Genomic DNA, 16,570 nt, shown 5'->3' with positions numbered 1-16,570 from the left:
ATGGCGCCATTTATTATTTCCAATTCAATTGTATTTGTGTGGGATATTTGCTGTGTAATATTCTGAATATCTATTGTATGAAGGTTTGTCATACTGCAAGGGAGTGTTATGTCTATGAAAAAATGGAAACTAAAATATACCGTTATATTTTTTTATACGATGGTATTTGCTTCTTTCTTGTTTTTATCTTTCTATCCATTGTCATCCTTAAGCGATATAAAAGAGCGCGTAGAAGGCTTCGCGCTTGGTTTTTATCAATATGATTCGCTTGCACGAACAAGCGCTCATTTGAGGCTGGATGGCCTGACGGAAAATGAAATAAAAGAGGAGTTGGTACAGGCTACGCATGCTTTTGACAGTTTTCTCAAGGTTGCACCGGTAAAAACTGAAAGTGGCGTAAAAATGACGAAGGAACTCGCTTCGGCGCTTGATCGGATTAAACTGTCGCCAACCCACGAAACGATAGAACATTTCAATAAATTGGCTGCGGATTTTCGTGGGCTGATTGTCAAATACGATGTTAATGGCACAAAAGAGAGCGTGGCCTCGTCTTATCAATTCACGGGGATAGTGATATTTATCACATTAGCCATTTTCTTTATCGTATCCGTGATTTTGTTTTTTGTATTACGTAATGAATTTTTTGGCATTACGGAATCAATTAAGAAAAATATCGGTTTGATTTCCCGGGGTAATTTAAGTTCTGCGGGTAATAAAGCGAATGATGATATTAATGGGGTTAACCAGGAGCTGGAGGGCATGAGAGAGGCGTTAACAAAAATCGCCTTTTCAATTAAAACATCAGCAGCACAAATAAAATTAATCGCTGCCGAAATAGCATCGGGTAACGATGAACTCTCTTCACGCACTGAACAGCAGGCCAGCGCTTTACAACAAACGGCTGCCAGCATGGAAGAGATCAAAATTACCGTGGTGGGGAACACGCAAAATGCCCACCAGGCGAATGTTGTGGCCACTCATGCAAATGAAACCGCCCGGGCCGGAGCGGAAGCCATGTCAGTAGTTATTACCGGCATGCAAAAAATTGAGGAAAGCACGGCGCATATTGCCGAGATCAACCATGTGATCAACAGTATTGCTCAACAGACGAATATTCTGGCTCTCAATGCCGCTGTGGAGGCTGCCCGCGCTGGCGAAAGCGGGCGAGGGTTCGCCGTGGTGGCCTCGGAGGTGCGCAATCTGGCGAAACGAAGCGCCGACGCGGCAGATGAGATCAACGCGCTTATTCAGGAGTCAAAGTTGGATGTGAATGCGGGCACAGTGCATGTCAAGGATGCGGCTAAAGCGATGGACGAAGTGGTGGATGCGATATCGCAAGTGAGCACCATTATGAATGAAATTAGCCACTCTTCCGATGAGCAAAGCAGCGGTGTGAACCAGGTGGCTGTTGCCCTCAATGAGATGGATAGCGTGACGCAGCAAAATGCGTTACTGGTGGAGCAATCTGCCAGCATCGCTAAAAACATGGATCATTATGCGAAGCAACTGGCTGATATCGTTTCGTTTTTTACCTTTGATGAACAGAAAGAAAAGCTGCCTATAAAGTAATCTCTCTTGCTGCTGCTTATCACGATAATCATGAAAAGAGGGGAATGTTACATTCCCCCTTTGTCATGCTATCAGGCAATAAACAGGCTCAGCACCAGTACCATTCCTAAGCCAACCACCGAGTTGATCAATTCCAGCAGGCCCCATGTTTTAAAGGTGTCTTTCATCGAAATGCCGAATGTCTCTTTGAACAGCAAAAAGCCGCCGTCGTACATTAGCGTAATGGTGTTGCTGCCGCAGGCAACGGCGAGGCACATCAATGCCGGGTTGAGATGAAACGCGTTGACCATCGGCGCAACAATCCCGGCAGAGGTAATAGCCGCTACCGCGCCTTGGCCGGTGAGAATGCGAATAATCGCGGTGATTATCCATGCCACAATAAACGGCGATAAAGGAACGTCACTCATAATCGTCACGATATGATCGCCGACCCCGGAAACCACAATTACCTGTTTCAGGATGCCGCCTGCGCTTATCACAAATAAAACGTTAGCGATTTTCGCAATCGCGTCGCTCACGCAGTGGGTCACCCCGTCCGGCGTCATGCCTCGCTTGACGCCAAGGAACCACACTGCGGCGAGCGTTGCCAGCAGCATGCTGATCTCCGCGCTACCAAAAAAAGTGCACACTTTGACCAGTTCAGAACCCGCAGGCATAAACCCTTTGACGACAGAGGCGACAATCATTAGCACCGCCGGGATCAGCGGAATGAAGATGCTGATGCCAAAAGAGGGCAAATCGTGTGAGGTTTTTTCTTCGACCGGTTTGAGCAGCGAATTGAGCGGAATCGCTTTGATGCCCGGCAGATATTTTGGCAGTAAAATGCCCGCGCAAAACAGCGCCGGAATAATCACTAAAATGCCATACAGATAGACCTGCACAATATCGGCATTAAAGGCGCTGATCAGCGCAACCGGGCCGGGCTGCGGCGGGAACAGGCTGTGTCCCATCGTTGCGCCCACGACCGTCGGTACTACTAATTTCATGTACGGAATATTGGCTTTTTTGGCGATATTTAACACCAGCGGCATGGCAATCAGGAATGCCACTTCATAAAACATGGCAATGCCAAAAATAACGCCAATAAACATTAAACCGACAGAGAGAAAACGCGTGCCGCAATGTTCAATAACCGTGTCAGCGATCCGCTGGCTGGCGCCGGACTCGGTCATAAATTTCCCAATGATGGCACCGAAAATAATAATCAGCGCCAGGTGGCCGAGAATACTGCCCAACCCGTCCTGAATTACGGTGACGATTTTGTCCAGCGGAATGCCTTCCATGATGGCGACAAAAATACCGGCAATCAGCAAAGCGAAAATATTGTGGAATTTATAGCGGAGGTTCATGACAACTAAGAGCGCAATACCTACCAGCACCCAAAATAATGCTAACAGCGGGGACATAGAGAATACCTTACGGATTTGTCATCAAGAAAAGCCGGTGGAACCACCGGCCCATAAATTATTAGTGTTGTTTTTCGAGAGCTTCCCACAATCCGTGTAGGTAGGTAACGCCAAGTGCGCGGTCGTACAGGCCGTAGCCGGGACGTCCAGTTTCACCCCAGATAAAGCGCCCGTGATCGGGTCGGATATAGCCGTCAAAGCCATTGGCGTGCAAGGCTTTCATCACTTCAAACATATCCAGCGAACCGTAACGGGACAAATGCGCTGATTCGTAAAAATCTTTATCTTTGATTAATTTGATATTTCGCACATGGGCGAAATGAATACGCTTGCGGCGGGTAAATTCGGCAAGGATTTCATAAACGTTATTATCAGGATCTTCGGCAATGGAGCCGGTGCATAACGTAATTCCATTGGCTTCAGAATTCACTGCATTACAAATCCAGTCGAGATCGTCGCGGTTTTTAACAATGCGCGGCAAACCGAAAATGGAATACGGCGGATCGTCCGGGTGAATAGCCATTTTAATACCGACTTCTTCACACACCGGAACAACGCGCTCAAGGAAATAGACCAGATTTTCCCGCAGTTTCGCATCATCAACATCTTTATATTTGGCAAATAACTCCTGCACTTTCGCCAGGCGTTCCGGCTCCCAGCCCGGCAGGGCAAAACCGTTGGAATTTTCCAGCACCTCTTTCACCACTTCGTCGAGGGTCTTATCGATGCCTTTTTTCTCAAACGCCATGGTCAATGAACCATCCGGCAGGACGTAATTCATGTCCGTTTTCATCCAGTCAAAGACCGGCATGAAGTTATAACAGATGACTTTAACGCCGATTTCCGCCAGGTTGCGGATCGTTTGTTGGTAATTAGCAATCAACTGGTCGCGGCTGGGCAGACCGATTTTGATATCATCGTGAATGTTAACGCTTTCAATCACTTCCATTTTCAGACCGGCCTGGTGAACCTGGTCGGCAAGGGCGCGGATTTTCTCTTTTGGCCACACATCGCCAACCGGAACGTCATACAGCGCGCCTACAACGCCTTCAACGCCGGGAACCTGGCGGATATGCTCCAGCGGAATTTTATCTTCGACTGGCCCAAACCAGCGCATTGTCATTTGCATGCTTATTACCACCTTTAAAAGTAAACACACTCAACTGCCATACTAGTATTGATAGTAACGTGCGTACCGCCAACATTTTGCGATCTGCTTCACACAACGTGGTTTTGCGCGTGACGTTGCAGATCAGGGCTTACACGTTGCTGACAAAACTTTTTAAATTAATCCTTGCCTACCAGGAGGTAACCATGCGTTAATGCGCCGTCGGTTTGATAAATCATTATCTCCAGTAGTTCACTAAAGTCTCTCTCATCTCTAAGTACCTCGTTGTTACTTCTTTTTGGGTCTTCTTTACGCACTGATAAAAATAATGTCTCAGACCATTGCTGCCGAAGAAAAGGCTAACAAAACAGAAGGTAACAAACATGTCTAATAAAATGACTGGTATCGTAAAATGGTTCAACGCTGAGAAAGGCTTTGGTTTTATTACTCCTAAAGATGGCAGCAAAGATGTATTCGTACACTTCTCTGCAATCCAGAGCGATAACTACCGTACTCTTGATGAAAATCAGGAAGTTGAATTCACCATCGAAAATGGTGCAAAAGGCCCGGCTGCCGCAAACGTGGTACCGCGCTAAGGATAACGAAATTACTAACCGTATCCATTTCCGCTGCCCGTGCTGTCACGGGTCGCAATACAGAATTTCCAGTTTTGATATGACTGAGAAAAATCCGGCCGGTGCCAAATGTATTTTTTGCAAATCAGCAATGATGACATTTGATAATATCGCCGCCCTTTTCCAGACATCTCAGGTTGCGCTGGATTTCCGTAAGTGACAAAAGAAGGCCAGTTTTCTGGCCTTTTTTTATGCCTGCAATATCACCCCGCCATTAACATAATCATCTTGATCGAGCGATTGCTGGTCAGTTGCCAGGTCATCTGTCGGTAGTGCAATTCGCCTTGCTGCGGATGAAGAAAAACGCGCTCACCGCCTTCTCGCACAACCACTTGCTGGCGCGACCAAAATGCGCGAAACAGTTCGCTGTCATTGCTCAGGTTCTGCACAAAACTATTCAATCCTTGATCGTGCGGATAGTGCATCGCATCGGCACGCAGCTCTGCGACTATTCGGCTGGCGCGGTTCTCCCAGTCAGCAACCAGCGTTCGCGCAAGCGGATGTCGAAACATAAAACTCATCATATTGGGCTGCGGGTCGCTATCCAGCCAGCCGCTGAACAGCGCTTCAGCCGCTTTATTCCATGCCAGCATCGTCCAGGTTAAATCGAGTAAATAGCAGGGACACGCCATCTGGTGCACCGCCGCCAGCACTTCCTTTTCGACCGTCACCACCTGCTCTTCCTGCGGATCGTTTTGCCGCGCCAGAAGAAATAAATACTTTCGCTCTGTCGGCTTCATTTTCAACACGCTGGCGATATTCGACAGCGTTTGCGGCGACACCACAATATCGCGGCCTTGTTCAATCCACGTATACCAGGTGGTGCTGATCCCGCTGAGCTGCGCCACTTCTTCGCGCCGTAATCCGCGCGTGCGCCGTCGACCCTGCGCAGGCAGGCCGATATCCGCGGGCGCGGTGTTTTCACGCTGTGATCGTAAAAAATCGCCGAGGGTTTTCGGCCCGGCAAACAGAGTATTTTCCATGGGTGGTACTCGCTAATACCAGTATAAGTAGCAATATTGTACCCCTATAAAGAGGGTCGTATAGTCGGCAAAGAGCAGCTTTTTGTCGTGCATAGCTAAAAGGAAAAAGAGAATGGCGGTCAATCATCATGAGTTAACGAAACAGCAATTCGGCGATCGGGCGCAGGCCTATCTGAGCAGTGCAGTTCACGCGCAAGGGGAAGATTTGGTACGCCTGGCGCAGTGGCTGGGTGAAAATACAACGGCGTCGGTGCTCGATTTAGGCTGCGGGGCAGGGCATGCCAGCTTTGTCGCCGCAGGCGTGGTGCGGGATGTTACCGCCTACGATTTGTCAGAAAAAATGCTTGCTGTGGTGCGCCAGGCGGCAAGCGATCGCCAGTTGGAGAACCTCACCACCGTCCACGGCGCGGCGGAAAAATTGCCCTTTGCTGATGGCGCTTTTGATGTGGTGATCAGCCGCTACTCCGCGCATCACTGGCACGATGTCGCGCTGGCGTTACGCGAAGTCAAACGCGTACTGAAACCCGGCGGCAAATTTATCCTGATGGATATCGCCTCGCCCGGCCAGCCGGTGCTGGATATCTGGCTGCAAACCATCGAAGTGCTGCGCGATCCGTCTCACGTGCGTAATTATTCTGCGGCAGAGTGGCTGCAAATGACGCAGCAAAGCGGCATGTTGACAGAAAAACTGGTTACCGGGCGGCTGGCGCTGGAATACAGCTCATGGGTGGAGCGCATGCAAACCCCGGACGTGCTGCGCGCGGCAATTCGTTACCTGCAAAACGGCGTATCCGAAGAGGTAAAAAACCATTTTTGCCTGGCTGACGATGGCTCTTTTACCTCCGACACCCTCATGTTTCAGACCCGCACATCATAAAACCGGTGCGCCCAATCCTGTGGGCGCACTCTATTTTCAGCCAATCACCTGACGAATGCGCTGCGCAATGTAACCCACGTGGGTTTCCAGCGCGAAATGGCCGGTATCAAGCAGTTCCACCACCGCATTCGGGTTATCGCGTTTGTAGGCTTCCGCGCCCGGTGGGATAAAGAAGGGATCGTGTTTTCCCCAGATGATAAGCGACGGCGGCTGCACATCGCGGAAGAAGGCCTGAAATTCCGGGTAGCGCGTCAGGTTATTGGCATAGTCGAGAAACAGATCCAGTTGGATCTCTTTGTTGCCTGGCCGCTCCATTAACCGCGCATCCAGTTGATAACCTTCCGGCGCGACAGTTGCAGGGTCGCTTACGCCGTGCAGATATTGCCACTTTGTTCCTTCCAGATTGAGGATTGCGTCGTTAACTACCTGGCGATTCGCCGCCGATGGATCCTCCCAATACGCGCGCACCGGTGCCCACGCATCGCCCAGCCCTTCCAGATACGCATTGCCGTTTTGCGAAATAAAACCGCTCACCCGCTGCGGGTAGTGCAGCGCCAGCCGCAGGCCGGTGGGCGCGCCGTAATCAAACACGTATATTGCAAAACGTTGCAGATCCAGTTCATCGACAAAAGCGATCAGCGTTTTTGCCAGCCCGTCAAAACTGTAGACGTAGCGCCGTTCTTCAGGCACCTCGGTAAAACCAAAGCCCGGTAAATCCGGGGCGATGAGATGGTACTTATCCGCCAGCAACGGGATCAGCTCACGAAACTGGTGGGAAGAACTGGGAAACCCGTGCAGCAGCAGTAGCACCGGGTTATTTGGGTCACCTGCTTCGCGATAAAACACCCGCACGCCATCGGCGTCGGCAAAGTGATAACGAACAGGAAAATGCGTGTTGCCAGCCATATCCATACCTCTATTGAAACCGTTAAAAGTTGGTTTAAGGGGTTACCCCTGGATTGAGTATGGCGAAGGAGTGTAACTATGTAAAATGATTTTTATAGGTTACAATGCGCAAAAAGTGACAGAAGGAGCCTTCAACAATGGCGACAACAGCAGCAACCCGACCGGACGGCCCGTGGTTTATCGCGGAAAACAGCGCGCTGGATTTTATCAATACGCTGGCCACGGCGGAAAAAGGGCAGCATGACTTTTTGCAATCCGATGAGGATGTCCTTCACTGGCTGCATCAGCTTGGCTTACCGGTTAAGCCGATGGCGCACCCGGGCGAACTGCTAAACGCCGCGCGTGCATTACGCGAAACCATTCGCGAAATGGTGGAAGCGAAAAAAGAGGGAAAAGTGCTCTCGCTGGATACGCTGAATGCCTGGCTTATGCAGGCGCAAAGTCATTTGCAGATAACGGAAGATAGTGACAATAACATGCAGATTGCGCGCATTTACCGGCTCGATACGCCACAGCAGGCGCTGGCACCGGTCGCGGAAATGGCGGCAGAGTTAATCGCCCACGGGCAGTTTGCCTACATTCGCCAGTGCGAGCACCCGGATTGCACACTCTGGTTTTACGACAAAACCAAAGCGCACCGCCGCCGCTGGTGCAGCATGGCGCTGTGCGGCAATCGGGCAAAAGTCGCCAGGTTTCGGGCGAAAAGCTGACAGGCAGTGGCTTTTCGCCCGCAGGGCATTATCGCAATTAACGCGGAATAATATTGTCCTGCTTCAGACGGTCAAACAGCGCAAAGAAGGAGTCCGGCGTGTAGCGATAGCCGGTAAAGCCTGCTTTGCGGCTCTTACTCATGTCGGTGAACGCTTCCATCGGGCGACCGAGATCCGCATCCGTATGCCACCACGAGGCCAGCTTGTTGATATCCGCTTCGCGCAAATTATATTTCTGCGCAATCTCAGTCCACGCAGCCTGCGCATCCTGCATCCGGCCTTCCAGCGGCATCATGCTTGCCGGGTATTCCGCCGCGTCAATACCGAAGTAAGCCGCCAGACGTGGCCACAGCCAGTTCCAGCGGAACACATCGCCATTCACCGCGTTGAAATCTTCATTGGCCGCTGTTTCACTTTGCGCCGCCCAACTCAGTTGTTCTGCCAGCAAACCGGCATCGGTGACATCCGCCAGCCCGTTCCACTGTTCAGGAGAGCCGGGGAAGATAAACGGCCAGCCTTTTTCGCGGCACAACGTGGCATACACCGCCAGCGTCTGGCCCATATTCATCGCATTGCCAAGCGCGTAGCCAATAATGGTATGCGGGCGATGTATGCTCCAGCGATAGCCATATTTTTTCGCCCCGGCGAAGACTTCATCTTCCTGCGCGTAGTAGAAATTATCTACTGGCTGGCGACCCTGTTCTTCACGAAATGGCGTCACCGGCACTGCGCCTTTGCCGTAGGCTTCGAACGGGCCAAGGTAGTGTTTCAGGCCGGTAACCAGCGCGACATGCGCGCCAGCAAGGCGTTCGCCCAGGGCTTCAATCACGTTTTTGACGATTGCGCCGTTGACGCGAATATTGGCTTTTTCATCTTCCTGGCGCGACCAGACACTGAAAAAGAGCGCATCGGTTTCCACGCCTTGCAGCGCTTCGTTCACGGCCGCGGCATCGGTCAGATCCGCCGTCAGGCTGGTGCAACCTTCCGGCACTGCGCCACGCCCGCGTGACAAGCCGCTCACTTGCCAGCCTTCACTTTTAAGTTGTTCCGCCAGCGCGCGCCCAATCACACCGCTGATACCGACAATAAGTGCTCGTTTTTGCATTGGATTACCTCCTGTGTTTGCAGTACACACAGACTAATAGAGAATTTAATTCTTATCTCTGGTATTAATTCACGTCATTCACAACTTAAATTCACGAATACCATGAGCGATCAACGCCTGAAAGATATCGTCCCCTTTGTAGCAAGTGTAGAAGAGGGGAGTTTTGCGGCAGCGGCCGAGCGCCTGAACCTTACCGGTTCAGCGATCAGCAAAAGCGTTAGCCGCCTTGAAGCGCGGCTTGGCTCGCGTTTACTGGAGCGCACCACCCGCCGTCTGGCGTTAACGGATGCCGGGCAAGCGTATTACCAGACCTGCATTCGCATTCTGGAAGAGCTGGCAGAGGCCGAATCGGTACTGGCGGCGCACCGCACCATCCCTTCCGGGCGTTTGCGGCTGGCGGTACCGAACACTTACGGGCGGCTTGGCGTAATGCCGTTACTGATCCCGTTTTGTCAGCACCACCCGGAAATCGCGTTGAGCCTCACTTTCTCCGATCGCTTTGTCGATCTCTTTGAGGAGGGGATCGATGTGGCGGTTCGCATCGGCCAGGGCGGCGATCTGCCCGCTTCCGTAGGCTGTCGGCAGATTGGCCGCGAGAAGATGGTTTTTTGCGCCTCGCCCGTGTATCTGGAGCATGAAGGCACGCCGCGCAACGAAGCGCAACTGATGCAGCACCGGGCGATCCTCTACGAGCGGGTTGATGGCAGCACCAAACCCTGGCTATTTACCACCACAGACGGGTATCCCGAATGGCGTAACGTGCCGTACTGCATGGCGCTCGGTGATGTCGATGCGCAGGTGCAGGCGATTTGCGCCGGGCTTGGCGTTGGGCAACTGCCCACCTGGCTGGTGCATGAACATCTTCAGCGCGGTGAACTGACGGTCATTGTGCCGCAGCACCAGCCGGCAGGGCTGGCATTGAGCCTCGTCTGGCCCCGGCGTAAGCAGTTGCTGCCTAAAGTTGACGCCTTATTATCGGCGCTCAGCCAGTTGAGCATTGCGCCGCCTCTTGACCAATGACAAGGCGGGCAGGCGCGATCCCTTTTTATAATCTGCGCCGTTTCCTTATCTCACTGGTGTGGATCTATGGCTTACCAACTCAACCTTAACTGGCCGGAATTTTTCGAAAAATACTGGCAAAAGCAACCCGTAGTGCTGAAAGGCGCATTTCCTGATTTTGTCGATCCGATTTCACCGGACGAACTGGCCGGGCTGGCGATGGAACCGGAAATTGATAGCCGGATCGTCAGCCATGTGAATGGTCAATGGCAGGCGTGGAACGGGCCGTTCGAGACGTTTGATCACTTAGGCGACACCAACTGGTCGCTGCTGGCGCAGGCGGTGAACCACTGGCATGCGCCGTCTGCCGAACTGGTGAAGCCGTTTCGCGTGTTACCGGAGTGGCGCTTTGACGATCTGATGATTTCCTATTCGGTGCCGGGCGGTGGCGTCGGCCCGCATATTGACCAGTATGATGTGTTTATTATTCAGGGGATGGGCAGCCGCCGCTGGCGCGTAGGCGATAAATTACCGATGCGTCAGTTCTGCCCGCATCCGGCGTTGCTGCATGTTGATCCGTTCCCGCCGATCATTGATGAAGACCTGCAACCGGGCGACATTCTCTATATTCCGCCAGGATTCCCGCACGACGGTTTCACCCATGAAACTGCGTTTAACTACTCGATTGGTTTCCGTGGGCCAAATGGTCGCGATCTGATCAGCAGCTTTGCCGATTACGCGCTGGAAAACGATCTCGGCGGCGAGCATTACAGCGATCCGGATCTGACCTGCCGCGAACATCCGGGCCGTATTGAAGAGTACGAGCTGGAGCGCGTGCGCAACATGATGATCGCGATGATCAACGACCCGGAGCATTTCACTCAGTGGTTTGGCAGCTTTATTACCACGCCGCGCCACGAGCTGGATGTTGCGCCAGAGCCGGATGATTACCCGGTTGAAGAGGTTATCGGGGCGCTGAAAGAGGGGCAAGTCCTGACCCGCCTCAGCGGCTTACGTGTGCTGCACATTGGCGACAGCTTCTTTATCAATAGCGAGTGTCTGGAAACCGCCGATCCACACGCCGCCGATGCGCTATGCCGCTACACCACTATTGGTGTGAAGGAACTGGGCGACGCGCTGGATAACCCGGCCTTTGCGCAGGAGCTGACCGGGCTGGTAAACCAGGGTTATTGGTACTTTAACGATTAACTTTTTTGCCGGATGGCGCTGCTGAACTGCACTTGTCCGGCCAGGATTGATTATCGGGCGACGATAAACCGCTTATCGTCGTCAATAAACGTTTTCTCATCGGCGGCGGCGAGAATATTGCCGAAATTCATTTCTGCGCGCAGCTTCCAGCTTTCCGGGATATTCCACGTCGCACGCACATCAATATCAATCAATGGGTTGTAATGTTGCAGGTTCGCGCCAATCTGCTTTTCCGCCAGCGCCAGCCACACCGCGTATTGCGCGATACCGCTGCTCTGCTCCGACCAAACCGGGAAATTATCGGCCCAGGCAATGTACTGGCGTTGCAGGTGGCTGATCACTTCCTGATCTTCAAAAAACAGCACCGATCCGGCAGCGGCGGCAAAACCATCCAGCTTATCGGCGGTGGCGTGAAAATGCTCCGCCGGAATAACGTTACGCAACTGTCCGCGCACCAGTTCCCAGAAACGATCGTGCTCCTTACCCAGCAAGATAAGCGCCCGCGAGCTTTGTGAATTAAACGCCGAAGGCGCCTGGCGGATCGCTTCTTTAATCGTCGCAACCACGTCATCTTCGGCGACGGGAAGATCCTTGCCCAGTGTGTAGATAGTGCGGCGCGCTTTGGCGAGGGACAGAAAACCCTCCACGCTAACGCTCTCAACCCGGGGTTTTAACACCGTTTCCAGCAGCGGCTGTGGCGCAGCGGCCTGCGGCGCGGCATCCGTGCGGGCGAGGGTAGACTTCAATATTTGCTGAAACGGATCCATGAATACTGTTCCTGTCGTGAGCGTCAACGGTGTAAAGAGAAACGTTATCAGAGCACAGGCCAGCACAACTCGATCCAGCAAACAGATGAAATAAAACAGGGTATTTTCATGCTTCTTTTCTTAACGGAAAACGCGGCTGAATTCACCGGGAGCCATTACGCCAGCGCGCCCCGGTCTTTGATTGAGCCGCCGGGGTTATGCTTATTCCAGCAATGCAAAGTGAAATAATTCCTTATCGCCCAATCCCGCGTTGTGGCGGGCTAAGCACAAATTGTTATAAGTAATGTCAATTTGGGTATTTGAATTATCACTGAAGCTGATTAATATCGTCTGGACATCCATACTGCTAAACCGCCAAACGGAAACATCAACGCATGATCGTCCTCAGGAATATTTCCAAGATTTTCGACCAGGGAAAGGCATCGATTACCGCCGTCGACAGCGTCAATCTGACGGTTGAGCAGGGGCAAATTTACGGAATTATTGGCTACAGCGGCGCGGGCAAAAGTACGCTGATCCGCTTGCTGAACGGGCTGGAAAAACCCACATCCGGCAGCGTCGTGATTAATGGTCAGGATATTGCCGCGGCGAAAGGTGAATCCCTACGCCAGGCTCGCCTGAAAATCAGCATGGTTTTCCAGCACTTCAACCTGCTGTGGTCGCGCACGGTGAGCGAAAACATTGCGTTTTCGATGCAAATTGCCGGTGCGCCGAAAGCGCACATTAAGGCGCGCGTCGCGGAGCTGATTGAACTGGTGGGGCTTAAGGGCCGTGAAAACGCTTATCCGTCGCAGTTGAGCGGCGGGCAAAAACAGCGTGTCGGCATTGCCCGCGCGCTGGCGAATACCCCGGATGTGCTGCTGTGCGATGAAGCGACATCGGCACTCGATCCGCAAACCACCGATCAGATCCTCGACTTACTGCTGGATATTAACCGCCGTTTCAAACTGACGATTGTGCTCATCACCCATGAAATGCATGTGGTGCGCAAAATTTGCGACCGCGTGGCGGTGATGGAGGACGGCAAAGTGGTGGAAGAGGGCGATGTGCTGAGCGTCTTTACCCATCCGCAACAGCCGATCACCAAACAGTTTGTGCGCCAGGTGAGCCAGTATAAAGAAGAAGAGGCGTTTAACCCGGAGCTGAATAGCGATCTCGATGGCACGGTTATCAAGCTGACGTTTACCGGACACAGTACGCATCAGCCGATCGTCGGCGAACTGACCCTGCGCTACGGCCTGCCGTTTAACATTCTGCACGGCAAGATGTCGCAAACGGCGCATGGCGTATTTGGACAATTATGGGTGCACGTGGTGGCGACCCCGGAACAACTGAACAATATCCTTGCGGATTTGCGCAAGTCCGATATTGAGAGCGAGGTCGTCACACATGGCTGAATCATTTTTCCCGCACCTGAAATGGGAACAACTCTGGGCGGCAACGCAAGAGACGTTATATATGACGGCGCTCTCTGGCGCGGCGACCTTTGTGCTGGGCATTTTGCTGGGGCTGGCGCTGTTTCTGACCGCGCGCGGCGGGCTGTTCCAGAACCGCACGCTGTATAGCGTGATTTCGATTCTGGTGAACGTCTTTCGCTCGATTCCGTTCATCATTTTGATTGTGCTGTTAATTCCTTTTACCAAAGCGCTGGTGGGCACCATTCTTGGCGCGAACGCGGCGCTACCGGCGCTTATTGTCGGCGCGGCACCGTTTTATGCCCGTCTGGTCGAGATTGCGCTGCGCGAAGTGGATAAAGGAGTGATTGAGGCGACGCGCTCCATGGGCGCACGTCTGAGCACGTTAGTATTTCGGGTGTTACTGCCTGAATCATCACCTGCGCTGGTGTCCGGTATTACCGTGACGCTGATTGCGCTGGTGAGCTACAGCGCCATGGCCGGGGTTATCGGTGCTGGCGGGTTGGGCAATCTTGCTTATCTGGAAGGATTCCAGCGGAACCACAACGACGTCACGCTGGTGGCGACGGTGACCATTCTTATCATCGTCTTCATCATCCAGTTCTGCGGCGACGTGATTACTTCTCTGTTAGATAAACGATAATTATTGGAAACCCACATCATGAAAAAAACACTGACACTGATTGCCGCAGCCACTCTCAGCGTGCTGAGTTTCTCCTCCTGGGCCGATACGCTGACCGTTGGCGCGTCCAACGTGCCGCACGCGGAAATTCTTGAGCAGGCGAAACCGATTCTGGCGAAGCAGGGTATCGATCTGGAGATTAAACCGTTCCAGGACTACATTCTGCCGAACACGGCGCTGGCCAGCCGTGAACTGGACGCCAACTACTTCCAGCATATTCCTTACCTGAACAGCGTTATCAAAGATCACGCGGGCGATAAAACCTATGATTTCGTCAGCGCAGGCGCTATCCATATTGAGCCGATTGGTATTTATTCTAAAAAATACAAATCGCTGAAAGATCTGCCGGAAGGCGGCAAAATCATCATGCGTGACGCGGTGTCCGAAGAGGGGCGTATTCTCTCCATCTTCGAGAAAGAGGGCGTGATCAAGCTGAAACCAGGCATCGATAAAGTGACTGCGCGTATTGACGATATCGTCGATAACCCGAAAAAACTGAAGTTCCTGCCAAACGTTGAAGCTGCACTTCTGCCGCAGATGTACAACAACGATGAAGGCGATGCGGTGGTAATTAATGCAAACTACGCCATTGATGCGGGCCTCGATCCGGTTCACGATCCGATTGCCGTTGAGAGCGGTGAAAATAACCCGTATGCCAACATCATTACCGTGCATCGCGGCGACGAGAAGAAAAAAGATATTGTTGCGCTGGTGAATGTCCTGCACTCGAAAGAGATTCAGGACTGGATCCGCACCAAATATAAAGGCGCGGTCATTCCGGTAAACAATTAATCTGCCTTATGCGCGGTCGCCCTGGCCGCGCATTTCATTCTGCTTTCCCGCTTCACATTATTCCCTGTGATTAATCTCACCAATTTTAAACATCTTCGATAAACCTTTTTAACAATGCACTACTATGGCCGGGTTCAGTGACCTCGGGGGTAGAGATGAAAGATGTCGTGATTGTGGCTGCGGTGCGCACGCCGATCGGCTGTTTTCAGGGTGCGCTGTCGCGCCACTCTGCCGTCGAGTTAGGTAGCGCGGTGGTGCAGGCGTTAATTGCGCGCAGCGGTGTGCAGCCACAGGATATCGATGAAGTGATTTTAGGCCAGGTGCTGACCGCCGGAGCCGGGCAAAACCCGGCCCGCCAGTCGGCAATTAAAGGTGGCCTGCCGAATACCGTTTCGGCCATTACCATCAACGATGTGTGCGGTTCCGGGTTAAAGGCGCTGCATCTGGCCTCGCAGGCCATCCAGTGCGGCGAAGCTGACGTGGTGATTGCGGGCGGGCAGGAAAACATGAGCCGCGCGCCGCATGTGCTGAGCGATAGCCGCACCGGCGCGCAACTTGGTAATAGCCAGCTCATCGACAGCCTGGTGCATGACGGTTTGTGGGATGCCTTCAACGATTACCATATGGGCGTCACGGCGGAAAATCTGGCGCGCGAGTACGGGATCAGCCGTGAACGCCAGGATGAATGGGCGCTGAGTTCCCAGCATAAAGCCCGCGCCGCCATTGATTCCGGGCGTTTTCGCGACGAAATCGTGCCGGTACACACCCTGAGCGCCGACGGGAAAACCGTGCTTGTCGATACGGATGAGCAGCCGCGCACCGATGCCAGCGCAGAGGCGCTGGCGCAACTCGCGCCAGCGTTTAAACAAAGCGGTTCGGTCACCGCCGGAAACGCTTCACCGATCAACGATGGTGCGGCAGCGGTATTAATGATGAGCGCAGGCAAAGCCCAGCAACTTAATTTACCGATGCTGGCACGGATCCGCGCGTTCGCCAGCGTCGGTGTGGATCCTGCTCTGATGGGCATTGCGCCGGTGTATGCCATGCGGCGCTGTCTGGAGCGGGCCGGCTGGAAGTTAGATGATGTTGAACTGATAGAAGCCAACGAAGCATACGCCGCGCAGGCGCTGTCGGTGGGCAAAATCCTCGAATGGGATGAGAAGCGGGTAAACGTCAATGGCGGTGCGATAGCGCTGGGTCACCCGATTGGGGCGTCCGGGTGTCGTATCCTCGTTTCGCTGGTGCATGAGATGCAAAAACGGCAGGCCCGCAAAGGGCTGGCAACGCTCTGCATTGGTGGTGGTCAGGGCGTGGCATTGGCTATCGAGCGCGATTAATCTCTTTCTCTCTCCAAATAAAGCCTTCCAGCCGGAAGGCTTTATTGTTTGTGATAACCGTCGCAGGTTT

The 16,570-nt window shown here is 52.8% G+C and carries 17 protein-coding genes; 11 read left to right on the top strand and 6 right to left on the bottom strand.

Annotated elements, in window-relative coordinates:
• The first annotated feature begins 108 nt into the window (after positions 1–108).
• Positions 109–1,569: a methyl-accepting chemotaxis protein gene (locus Q5705_17015; protein WLI76267.1), complete on the top strand. Its 1,461-nt coding sequence runs from the start codon at positions 109–111 to the stop codon at positions 1,567–1,569.
• 71 nt (positions 1,570–1,640) lie between these two features.
• Here the strand turns inward: Q5705_17015 and Q5705_17010 are convergent, their stop codons facing one another.
• Both Q5705_17010 and uxuA read right to left on the bottom strand, forming a co-directional pair.
• Positions 1,641–2,975 (bottom strand): gluconate:H+ symporter, encoded by a 1,335-nt coding sequence (locus Q5705_17010; GenBank protein ID WLI76266.1) that lies wholly within the window; start codon positions 2,973–2,975, stop codon positions 1,641–1,643.
• Between the two features lie 61 nt (positions 2,976–3,036).
• Positions 3,037–4,104 (bottom strand): mannonate dehydratase, encoded by a 1,068-nt coding sequence (uxuA, locus tag Q5705_17005; GenBank protein WLI76265.1) that lies wholly within the window; start codon positions 4,102–4,104, stop codon positions 3,037–3,039.
• Positions 4,105–4,466: 362 nt separating this feature from the next.
• Here uxuA and cspA point away from each other — a divergent pair, with 362 nt between their 5' ends.
• Together cspA and Q5705_16995 are read left to right on the top strand one after the other, a co-directional pair.
• Positions 4,467–4,679 (top strand): RNA chaperone/antiterminator CspA, encoded by a 213-nt coding sequence (gene cspA, locus Q5705_17000; protein ID WLI76264.1) that lies wholly within the window; start codon positions 4,467–4,469, stop codon positions 4,677–4,679.
• Between the two features lie 10 nt (positions 4,680–4,689).
• The gene (locus tag Q5705_16995) at positions 4,690–4,878 is read left to right on the top strand and encodes a cold-shock protein (GenBank protein WLI79051.1); all 189 of its coding nucleotides are present in this window, start codon (positions 4,690–4,692) and stop codon (positions 4,876–4,878) included.
• 43 nt (positions 4,879–4,921) lie between these two features.
• Here the strand turns inward: Q5705_16995 and Q5705_16990 are convergent, their stop codons facing one another.
• Positions 4,922–5,701, bottom strand: coding sequence for a helix-turn-helix transcriptional regulator (locus Q5705_16990; GenBank protein ID WLI76263.1), 780 nt, complete (start codon positions 5,699–5,701; stop codon positions 4,922–4,924).
• A 112-nt stretch (positions 5,702–5,813) separates the two neighbouring features.
• Between Q5705_16990 and Q5705_16985 the strand changes: the two genes are divergently transcribed.
• Entirely contained in the window at positions 5,814–6,578 is a 765-nt protein-coding gene (locus tag Q5705_16985; protein WLI76262.1) for a methyltransferase domain-containing protein, read from the top strand.
• Between the two features lie 36 nt (positions 6,579–6,614).
• Here the strand turns inward: Q5705_16985 and Q5705_16980 are convergent, their stop codons facing one another.
• Positions 6,615–7,484 (bottom strand): alpha/beta hydrolase, encoded by an 870-nt coding sequence (locus tag Q5705_16980; GenBank protein ID WLI76261.1) that lies wholly within the window; start codon positions 7,482–7,484, stop codon positions 6,615–6,617.
• Between the two features lie 137 nt (positions 7,485–7,621).
• Between Q5705_16980 and Q5705_16975 the strand changes: the two genes are divergently transcribed.
• On the top strand, positions 7,622–8,194 hold the full coding sequence (locus Q5705_16975) for an ABATE domain-containing protein (GenBank protein WLI76260.1): 573 nt from the start codon (positions 7,622–7,624) through the stop codon (positions 8,192–8,194).
• 37 nt (positions 8,195–8,231) lie between these two features.
• On the opposite strand, the gene Q5705_16970 is transcribed toward Q5705_16975, so the two are convergent.
• The gene (locus Q5705_16970; GenBank protein ID WLI76259.1) at positions 8,232–9,299 is read right to left on the bottom strand and encodes an SDR family oxidoreductase; all 1,068 of its coding nucleotides are present in this window, start codon (positions 9,297–9,299) and stop codon (positions 8,232–8,234) included.
• A 102-nt stretch (positions 9,300–9,401) separates the two neighbouring features.
• On the opposite strand from Q5705_16970, the gene Q5705_16965 reads away from it, so the two are divergent.
• Both Q5705_16965 and Q5705_16960 read left to right on the top strand, forming a co-directional pair.
• Positions 9,402–10,319 carry a LysR family transcriptional regulator gene (locus Q5705_16965; protein WLI76258.1) on the top strand — a complete coding sequence of 306 codons (918 nt, stop codon included), beginning with the start codon at positions 9,402–9,404 and terminating at the stop codon, positions 10,317–10,319.
• 66 nt (positions 10,320–10,385) lie between these two features.
• Positions 10,386–11,507 carry a cupin domain-containing protein gene (locus Q5705_16960; protein WLI76257.1) on the top strand — a complete coding sequence of 374 codons (1,122 nt, stop codon included), beginning with the start codon at positions 10,386–10,388 and terminating at the stop codon, positions 11,505–11,507.
• A 50-nt stretch (positions 11,508–11,557) separates the two neighbouring features.
• Here Q5705_16960 and Q5705_16955 read toward each other — a convergent pair whose 3' ends face one another.
• Positions 11,558–12,274, bottom strand: coding sequence for a nitroreductase family protein (locus Q5705_16955; protein WLI76256.1), 717 nt, complete (start codon positions 12,272–12,274; stop codon positions 11,558–11,560).
• 374 nt (positions 12,275–12,648) lie between these two features.
• Here Q5705_16955 and Q5705_16950 point away from each other — a divergent pair, with 374 nt between their 5' ends.
• From Q5705_16950 to Q5705_16935, 4 genes are all read left to right on the top strand, one after another.
• A complete protein-coding gene (locus Q5705_16950; protein ID WLI76255.1) occupies positions 12,649–13,671 on the top strand; it encodes an ATP-binding cassette domain-containing protein in 1,023 nt (340 codons plus the stop codon).
• Entirely contained in the window at positions 13,664–14,332 is a 669-nt protein-coding gene (locus Q5705_16945) for a methionine ABC transporter permease (protein WLI76254.1), read from the top strand. Before Q5705_16950 ends, Q5705_16945 begins: the two co-directional genes overlap by 8 nt.
• 18 nt (positions 14,333–14,350) lie before the next feature.
• A complete protein-coding gene (locus tag Q5705_16940) occupies positions 14,351–15,163 on the top strand; it encodes a MetQ/NlpA family ABC transporter substrate-binding protein (protein WLI76253.1) in 813 nt (270 codons plus the stop codon).
• A gap of 155 nt (positions 15,164–15,318) precedes the next feature.
• A complete protein-coding gene (locus Q5705_16935; GenBank protein WLI76252.1) occupies positions 15,319–16,500 on the top strand; it encodes an acetyl-CoA C-acetyltransferase in 1,182 nt (393 codons plus the stop codon).
• Positions 16,501–16,570 lie beyond the last annotated feature (70 nt).

Source organism: Kosakonia sp. H02, assembly GCA_030704225.1.
Classification (GTDB): Bacteria; Pseudomonadota; Gammaproteobacteria; order Enterobacterales; family Enterobacteriaceae; genus Kosakonia.
Note: the sequence above shows the minus strand (reverse complement) of the source record. Positions and strands in the feature narration are given on the sequence as shown.

Excerpts from the sequence above, each read along its gene's own strand:
- Q5705_17015 (WLI76267.1), top strand. The coding sequence starts at position 109 with ATGTCTATGAAAAAATGGAAACTAAAATATACCGTTATATTTTTTTAT.
- Q5705_17010 (WLI76266.1), bottom strand. The coding sequence starts at position 2,975 with ATGTCCCCGCTGTTAGCATTATTTTGGGTGCTGGTAGGTATTGCGCTC.
- uxuA (WLI76265.1), bottom strand. The coding sequence starts at position 4,104 with ATGCAAATGACAATGCGCTGGTTTGGGCCAGTCGAAGATAAAATTCCG.
- cspA (WLI76264.1), top strand. The coding sequence starts at position 4,467 with ATGTCTAATAAAATGACTGGTATCGTAAAATGGTTCAACGCTGAGAAA.
- Q5705_16990 (WLI76263.1), bottom strand. The coding sequence starts at position 5,701 with ATGGAAAATACTCTGTTTGCCGGGCCGAAAACCCTCGGCGATTTTTTA.
- Q5705_16985 (WLI76262.1), top strand. The coding sequence starts at position 5,814 with ATGGCGGTCAATCATCATGAGTTAACGAAACAGCAATTCGGCGATCGG.
- Q5705_16980 (WLI76261.1), bottom strand. The coding sequence starts at position 7,484 with ATGGCTGGCAACACGCATTTTCCTGTTCGTTATCACTTTGCCGACGCC.
- Q5705_16975 (WLI76260.1), top strand. The coding sequence starts at position 7,622 with ATGGCGACAACAGCAGCAACCCGACCGGACGGCCCGTGGTTTATCGCG.
- Q5705_16970 (WLI76259.1), bottom strand. The coding sequence starts at position 9,299 with ATGCAAAAACGAGCACTTATTGTCGGTATCAGCGGTGTGATTGGGCGC.
- Q5705_16965 (WLI76258.1), top strand. The coding sequence starts at position 9,402 with ATGAGCGATCAACGCCTGAAAGATATCGTCCCCTTTGTAGCAAGTGTA.
- Q5705_16960 (WLI76257.1), top strand. The coding sequence starts at position 10,386 with ATGGCTTACCAACTCAACCTTAACTGGCCGGAATTTTTCGAAAAATAC.
- Q5705_16955 (WLI76256.1), bottom strand. The coding sequence starts at position 12,274 with ATGGATCCGTTTCAGCAAATATTGAAGTCTACCCTCGCCCGCACGGAT.
- Q5705_16950 (WLI76255.1), top strand. The coding sequence starts at position 12,649 with ATGATCGTCCTCAGGAATATTTCCAAGATTTTCGACCAGGGAAAGGCA.
- Q5705_16945 (WLI76254.1), top strand. The coding sequence starts at position 13,664 with ATGGCTGAATCATTTTTCCCGCACCTGAAATGGGAACAACTCTGGGCG.
- Q5705_16940 (WLI76253.1), top strand. The coding sequence starts at position 14,351 with ATGAAAAAAACACTGACACTGATTGCCGCAGCCACTCTCAGCGTGCTG.
- Q5705_16935 (WLI76252.1), top strand. The coding sequence starts at position 15,319 with ATGAAAGATGTCGTGATTGTGGCTGCGGTGCGCACGCCGATCGGCTGT.